This is a genomic window from Arthrobacter agilis, from assembly GCF_002953615.1.
Taxonomy (GTDB): Bacteria; Actinomycetota; Actinomycetes; order Actinomycetales; family Micrococcaceae; genus Arthrobacter_D; species Arthrobacter_D agilis_B.
Window position 1 is genome coordinate 2,939,351 of record NZ_CP024915.1, and the last position, 7,440, is coordinate 2,946,790.

The 7,440-nt window shown below is 68.4% G+C and carries 7 protein-coding genes and 1 pseudogene; 4 read left to right on the forward strand and 4 right to left on the reverse strand.

Translation table 11 applies throughout. The features are described from left to right. From CVO76_RS14325 to CVO76_RS14340, 4 genes are all read right to left on the reverse strand, one after another. Positions 1-450 (reverse strand): triose-phosphate isomerase family protein (locus tag CVO76_RS14325; RefSeq protein WP_208739830.1); only part of this gene is annotated, 450 nt, incomplete at its 3' end. Positions 451-457: 7 nt separating this feature from the next. Further along, entirely contained in the window at positions 458-913 is a 456-nt protein-coding gene (locus tag CVO76_RS14330; protein ID WP_133079887.1) for a ribose-5-phosphate isomerase, read from the reverse strand. A gap of 8 nt (positions 914-921) precedes the next feature. After that, positions 922-2,664, reverse strand: coding sequence for a dihydroxyacetone kinase family protein (locus tag CVO76_RS14335; RefSeq protein WP_208739832.1), 1,743 nt, complete (start codon positions 2,662-2,664; stop codon positions 922-924). Positions 2,665-2,765: 101 nt separating this feature from the next. Next, positions 2,766-3,824 (reverse strand): substrate-binding domain-containing protein, encoded by a 1,059-nt coding sequence (locus tag CVO76_RS14340; RefSeq protein WP_133079885.1) that lies wholly within the window; start codon positions 3,822-3,824, stop codon positions 2,766-2,768. A 250-nt stretch (positions 3,825-4,074) separates the two neighbouring features. On the opposite strand from CVO76_RS14340, the gene CVO76_RS14345 reads away from it, so the two are divergent. The 4 genes and pseudogenes from CVO76_RS14345 to CVO76_RS14360 form a co-directional block, all read left to right on the forward strand. Next, entirely contained in the window at positions 4,075-5,394 is a 1,320-nt protein-coding gene (locus tag CVO76_RS14345; protein WP_208739836.1) for an extracellular solute-binding protein, read from the forward strand. Between the two features lie 26 nt (positions 5,395-5,420). Further along, positions 5,421-6,308, forward strand: coding sequence for a carbohydrate ABC transporter permease (locus CVO76_RS14350; protein ID WP_244186339.1), 888 nt, complete (start codon positions 5,421-5,423; stop codon positions 6,306-6,308). A gap of 2 nt (positions 6,309-6,310) precedes the next feature. Beyond that, the gene (locus tag CVO76_RS14355; protein ID WP_208739840.1) at positions 6,311-7,201 is read left to right on the forward strand and encodes a carbohydrate ABC transporter permease; all 891 of its coding nucleotides are present in this window, start codon (positions 6,311-6,313) and stop codon (positions 7,199-7,201) included. 22 nt (positions 7,202-7,223) lie between these two features. After that, positions 7,224-7,440 (forward strand): annotated as a pseudogene (locus CVO76_RS14360) (Gfo/Idh/MocA family oxidoreductase); the annotation flags it as partial.

The following is a 7,440-nucleotide window of genomic DNA, read 5'->3' on the forward strand; positions in this document are numbered from 1 at the left end:
CTGTTGCACGCACGCCCGGATCGCCGAGGAGTGCTCGCCCTGTTCCTCCTCGCCGATGCAGAGGACCGGCACGAGGCCGTGGCGGAGGCTCGCCAGGACCTTCCGGGCAGCGGTGGAGTCCGTCTCGCCGAACATCGACCGCCGCTCCGCGTGGTTGATCTCCACCAGCCGGACGCCGATCTCCGCCAGTTCGGCCGCCGACACCTCGCCGGTGTAGGCGCCGGCATCCTCCCAGTGCACGTCCTGCGCTCCCACGAGCAGCCCCCCGGGCACGGCGAGGTCCCGCACGGCGGGGATGGAGGGGAACGTCGGGATGACGAAGGGCTCCACCACGCCCTGCTGGACCGCCGGATGGGTCGAGGCGATCTCGGCCACCCGGCGCGTCCACTCGAGCTGGCGCCGATGGCCGAAGTACATCTTGAGGCTCGAGCCGATGGTGAACCTCGGCATGGGTGCGCTACACGCCCTCGTAGGCGCAGATGTCGTCCACCTTCGCCTGGGACGCACTCGAGGTGTCGAACGTGTAGGTCAGCCATTCCCGGACGAGCCGGCGGGCGAGTTCGCTGCCGATGACGCGCTGGCCCATGCAGAGCACCTGGCAGTCGTTGGACAGGACGGACCGCTCCACGGACAGGGGATCGTGGGCCGTGGCGGCGCGGATGCCCTGCACCTTGTTCGCGGCGATGGCGACGCCGAGGCCGGTTCCGCAGATGAGCAGCGCCCGGTCCGCCTCGCCCCGCGCGACGCGCTCGGCGGCCTCGATCGCGATCTTCGGATAGGACGTGTGCCCGTCCTCGCCCACGCCGACGTCGACCACCGACTCGACGAGGTCGTTCTGTTCGAGATCCCGCTTGAGGATCTCCTTGTACTGGTATCCCGCGTCGTCGCAGCCGACGATCAGCCTGAGTGCCATGTTTCCTCCTAGTGGTCGTCCGGGCGGGCGCCCGGTGCGTTACGGATGACGTCCGAGACGGTGGTGCAGATCAGCGCGAAGGACACCGCGCCGGGGTCCGGCGTCCCGACGGACTTCTCGCCGTGGGACCGCGCGCGCCCCAGGGTGGCGCGCATCGACGCCGTGGCCTCCGCCGCTGCCGTGGCCGCGGCGGCTGCTCCCGCCCACGCCTCGGCGAGCCCGGATCCGTCGCCCACCCGTGTCGAGAGTTCATCGGAGAAGGGGACGACGGCGTCGACCATGGTCTTGTCGCCGACCTTCGCCTTTCCGAAGGCCATCACGGCGTCCCTGGCCGCGGAGATCCCGCGTGCGAGGTCCTTCGGGGTGGGGCGCGCGTCGTCGCCGACCACGGTTCCGAGCGCCTTGAGCATCGTCGCCCAGATGGCGCCCGAGGTGCCACCGGCGCGGTCGCTCCAGGCGTTGGCCGCGTGACGCAGGGCCGTCTCGGCGCCGGCACCCTGCTCGACGGCGGCTCGAGCCGCGTCCCGGCCGGCATGGGCGCCGCGCTGCATGCCGATCCCGTGGTCGCCGTCGCCCGCCACCTGGTCGAGGCGGCCGAGTTCGTCGGCGTGCTCGTCCACCGTGCGTGCGAGCGCCTCGAGGGCCGTGACGATGGTCGCCGCGCAGGCGCGGGACTCGGCCGTGGAGCTTCCGATGACCTCCTCGGCGTCGTCCTTCACCACCGCGTCGAAGCGCTGCTGGTCGCCCACCTGTCCGCGCCGGAAGCCGGGGGTGTCCGCCGGCGCCGTCCAGAGACGTTCGAGCTCCTCGTCGAGCCACAGCAGGGTGAGGGAGCAGCCGGCCATGTCGAAGCTGGTGCACAGCTCGCCGACCTCGGGATCGACGATGCTGATACCCCGCGCAGCGAGGAGTGCGTGCACGGTGCGGTAGACGACGAAGAGTTCCTCGTACTTGACGCTCCCGAGGCCGTTCAGCAGGGGCACGACGCGCGCGCCCGCCAGGTCGACGCCGTCCGGCACCTCCTCGAGGAGACTGCTGACGAACAGTTCGGCGAGGCCCGCCGCCGTCGGGATGTCGACCTCGTCGATGCCGGGCTCCCCGTGGATGCCCAGACCGACGGCCATGCGTCCTGCAGGGACTTCGAAGAGCGGCGCATCGGCGCCGGGGAGGGTGCAGCCGCCGAAGGCGACGCCGAGGGAGCGCGTCCTGTCATTGGCGCGCCGTGCGACACGCTCGACGCCGTCGAGGTCGTAGCCCACCTCGCAGGCTGCACCCGCGACCTTGAACACCGTGAGGTCGCCGGCGATCCCGCGGCGCTTGTGTTCCTCGCCCCGGGGCGCGCTGATGATGTCGTCGGTCACGGTCACCGTCCGGACGTCCATCCCCGCCTCACGCAGTTCGGCCTGTGCCTCGTCGAAGTGCAGGACGTCACCCGCGTAGTTCCCGTAGGACAGGAGGACCCCGCGCCCCTGGTCGGCCGTCCGGGCGACGGTGCGTACCTGGTGGGCCGACGGTGAGGCGAAGAGGTTGCCCATCACCGCCCCGTGCGCCAGGCCCGGGCCCACGAGGCCGCCGAAGGCGGGGTAGTGTCCGCTGCCGCCCCCGATGACCAGGGAGACCGTCGGTTTCGCCGGTCGTCCGACACGCACCACGCCCCCCGGGATCTGCTGGACCCAGCGCGAGGCGGCGGCGGCGAAGCCGTCCATCATCTCGTCGACGAAGTTCTCCGGTTCGTTGAACAGACGCGTCATTGCGATCCCTTCTGAGTTTCGTAGATTCTATAGGATAACCGGAGAATCGGCACCCGTTCCAGACCGCTTCGGTAGCCGGTGCGGCGGCGGTCGGCGAGGCGTCAGGGCCGGAGCGGTGCCGTCGAGGATCGCACGATCAGGTGTGTGGCCAGTTCCATGCGCGTGGCATCGGGCGCCTCCCCGCCCATCTCCCGGAGGAGCGCACGTACCGCGGCGCGGCCCATGTCCCGTAGCGGCTGCGCGACGGTGGTGAGCTGCGGTGAGGACTGCTCGCTGATGTAGGTCCCGTCGAAGCCGACCACGCTCAGTTCGTCGGGGACCGTCATGCCCAGCGAGTGCGCCTCGGCCAGCACTCCCAGCGCGATACTGTCGGAGGCCGCGAAGATGGCGGAGGGCGGGTTGTCCAGGGCGAGGAACCGGGCCAGGGCCTGGCGCCCCGTCTCCGGATCGAAGGCGCCCGCCAGGACGTACTCCTCCGAGATCGGGATACCCCGCTCGAGGAGGGCGGCCACGTACCCGTGCTCGCGGTCCTGGCTGCATTCCGCGCTCGAGTGCCCGCCGATGAACGCGATGCGCGTGTGCCCGAGGCCGAGCAGGTGTTCCGTGGCAGCTTTCCCCCCGGACCAGTTGGTGGCGCCGACGCTCGCCACGCCGGGCCCGGGTGGATTGATGGGGTCGATCACCACCACGGCGATGCCGCGCTTCCTCACGTCCTTGATCTCACGCGGAGACCAGCGCGAGGTGACGAGGAGGAGGCCGCGGCGGCCCGACGCCTGCATCTTCTCGGCCCGCTCGCCGGCCGTGAGGTGCGTGAGCCCCGTCTTCGAGAGGACGATCTCCGCTCCCTGCGCCTCCGCGCACTCGAGGATCCCGTCCATCACCTCCGCGTAGTACGCCGTCGTCACGCTGTCCACGGCGACGTCGATCAGGGTGGAGGCCGGGGGTGCGAGGGCGAGCCGCTGCCCGGGTGGCTGGTACTCGGACGACCGCAGTGCCGCCAGCACGCGCTTCCGGGTGGCCGGTGCGACGTCCTCCCGCCCGTTGATCACCTTGGACACCGTCGGAGTCGAGACTCCGGCGAGAGCGGCGACGGACGCCAGGGTGGCCCTGGTGCGAACTCCACTTTCCGACAATGTTTCGAAATCCTTCCCGGAGCACACTCGACCCCCTCCTGCACGAGTCTGACGGGTCCCGTCTCGCAGGGCAAGATCCCCAGCAGAAGAGGGAAGAAGCAGGGGTGTTGACCGCCCGCTGTGATGCAGGTAACTTTCCCCTTGTTAGTTTGTTGTTATCGAAAACATTTCGAAATCTCTTCCGCAGCGTGGCGGTCAGCGACCGCATACCCGCGGAGTTGACCTGCCCATCTCAGCCGGCCCCCTGCCTCGAGCTGAGTCGACTACGGAAGAACTGATGAAAATGCGAACAACCACCTCCCTCATCTCGGCAGCCTCCGCCATCACCCTCGCCCTCGGCCTGGCCGCCTGCGGATCCAGCGGACCCGCCGACCCCGCCGCCGATTCCGATTCCCCCACCATGTGGGCGCTGACCGGCAGCAGCGAGAACATCTTCCGCTCCTCCGTCGAGGACTGGAACAAGGCCAACGCGGACGACAAGATCAACCAGGAATTCTTCGCGAACGACGCCTACAAGACCAAGGTGCGCACCGCGGTGGGCGCGGGCGAGGGACCCACCTTCATCTACGGGTGGGGCGGTGGCGTACTGAAGTCCTATGTCGATGCCGGCCATGTCGGCGACCTGGACCAGTTCCTCGCCGACAACCCCGAGGTGAAGGAGCGCTACATCCCCTCCGTCCTCGAGAACGGCGTGATCGACGGCAAGACCTATGCCCTCCCGAACAACAACATGCAGCCGGTCGTCCTCTACTACAACAAGCAGGTCTTCGAGGACATGGGCGTCGAACCCCCCGAGACCTGGGACGACCTGATGGCGCTGGTACCGGAGTTCAACGACGCGGGGATCGCGCCCTTCGCCCTGGCGGGCCAGTCGAAGTGGCCGAACCTGATGTGGCTGTCCTACCTCGTCGACCGCATCGGCGGACCCGAGGTCTTCCAGGCGATCCTGGACGGGGAGGAGGACGCCTGGTCCGATCCCGCGGTGATCGAGGCCCTCGCGAAGATCCAGGAGCTGGTCGACGCGGGCGGGTTCATCAACGGCTTCTCCTCGATCGCGGCCGACGCGGGAGCCGACAGCGCCCTCCTGTACACCGATAAGGCGGCGATGATGCTCCACGGCGGGTGGGTCTACCAGAACCTGAAGAACGACGCCCCGGAGTTCGTCGAGTCGGGAGAGGTCGGATTCGTGCCGTTCCCCGAGGTCGAGGGCGGTGCGGGCGACCCCGCGAACGTGGTCGGCAACCCCGCGAACATGTGGTCCGTCTCCTCCACGGCCTCCGAGCAGCAGAAGGAATCCGCACTGAACTACCTCAAGGACGGACTGTTCAGCGAGGAGTACACACAGGCCATGATCGACTCGGGCGCGGTTCCCGCCGTCAACGGCATCGAGGACCAGCTCGCAGCCTCCGAGGACAAGGACTTCGTGGAGTTCGTCTACGGCCTGGCGCAGGACGCACCGAGCTTCCAGCTCTCCTGGGACCAGGCGCTGAGCCCCGCCCAGGGTGACGCCATGCTCGCGAACCTCGACCAGATCTTCATCGGTGAGATCACCCCCGAGGAGTTCGCCGAGAACATGAACGCCACCCTGGGCAAATGAGCACGCTGCTGAAGCCCAAGCCCGTCATGAGAGTGCGGGGCGCCCGGGCGGAAGGCCCCTCGGCGTGGATGGTCGTCCCGGCGCTGGCGTTCTTCCTGGTCTTCGCCGTCCTGCCCCTGCTCGGCGTGGTGTTCCTCAGCTTCACCAACTGGAACGGGCTGGGCGCGATCACCTGGGCCGGACTGGAGAGCTGGCGAACCGCACTCACCGACTCGGTGACCCTGAACGCGCTGATCGTCACGCTGAAGATCATGGTCTACTCGCTCCTGGTGCAGGTCCCGATCAGCCTCCTCCTGGGCGTGTTCACGGCGGGCAACCAGCGCTACCGGGCGGTGCTGGCGGTCCTGTACTTCGTCCCGCTGCTGCTCTCGTCGGCTGCGGTGGCGATCGCGTTCAAGGCACTGCTGGACCCCAACTTCGGCATGGGTCCGGGCCTGGGCCTGCCGATCCTCGCCCAGAACTGGCTCGGCAGTGCCGACCTGGTGCTGTTCGTGGTCATCTTCGTCATCGCCTGGCAGTTCGTCCCCTTCCACACGCTCATCTACCAGGGTGGCGTCCGCCAGATCCCGGCGTCCTTCTACGAGGCGGCCCAGATCGACGGGGCCGGCCGGATCCAGCAGTTCTTCCACATCACCCTGCCCCAGCTGAAGTACACGATCATCACCTCGTCCACCCTCATGGTCCTGGGATCCCTGGCGTACTTCGACCTGATCTTCGTCCTCACGGCAGGCGGTCCGGGGTACGCGACCCGTCTCCTCCCGCTGCACATGTACCTCACCGGCTTCCGGGCCAACGACATGGGAGCAGCGAGTGCCCTCGGCGTGATCCTCGTGGTGATCGGGCTGGGTCTCGCCCTCGTGTTGCAGCGGCTCGGCGGCAACAGCCGCAGTGCAAGCCAATTGGAAGGAGCGTAGCCATGGCACTGGCAACCGAGACGGCGCAGGGCGCCGATGAGCAGGCGGGCGAGCGCTCCCAGCGGAAGCGGGTGGGCAGGAGCAGTCCGAACGTCCTCGGGGGGCTCGGCGGCTGGGTGTGGCTCGCCCTGATCATCCTGCCCGTCTACTACGTGATCATCACGAGCCTGAAGAACCAGGCGGGCTTCTTCGGCTCGAACCCGCTGGCGCCACCCACGGACCCGACCCTGGCAAACTACCGGACGGTCCTCGAGGCGGACTTCGTCCGGTACTTCGTGAACAGCGTCATCGTGACGCTGGGAAGTGTCATCCCGGCCGTGATCGTCTCGTTCATGGCGGCGTACGCGGTGGTGCGGGGAAGCGGGCGCATCATCACGTCCGCCCATACGCTGTTCCTGATGGGCCTCGCCATCCCGCTGCAGGCGACCATCATCCCCATCTACTTCATGATCACCAAGGCGCACCTCTATGACACACTGCTGGCGCTGATCCTGCCGTCGATCGCCTTCGCCATCCCCATCTCCGTGCTGATCCTGTCGAACTTCCTCCGGGACGTCCCACGGGAACTCTTCGAATCCATGAGGCTGGACGGCTGCTCGGAATTCACCATGATGTGGCGCCTCGCCCTGCCGCTGGTCCGCCCGGCGGTGGTCACGATCGCCATCTACAACGCACTGCACGTCTGGAACGGGTTCCTCTTCCCGCTGATCCTCACGCAGAGTCCCGACAAGCGGGTCCTGCCGCTCTCGCTCTGGGCGTTCCAGGACGAGTTCAGCGTGAACATACCGGCGGTCCTCGCCGCCGTCGTGCTCTCCACCCTCCCGCTGGTGGTCCTCTACGTGCTGGCCCGCCGCCAGCTCGTCAGCGGACTGACCGCCGGGTTCAACAAATAGACCGAAAGGAATCGCCAGCCTGATGACTTCTCCACAGCAATCGGCCCTGCGGGTCGGGATGGTCGGCTACGCCTTCATGGGAGCGATGCACTCCCATGCCTGGCGTACCGCCCCGCGCTTCTTCGACCTCCCGCTCCAGCCCGAACTCGCCGTCCTCGCCGGCCGCGACCCGGCCGCCGTGGAGGCGGCGGCCGGCAGGTTCGGCTGGCGGGAGACCGAGACCGACTGGCGGGCCCTGG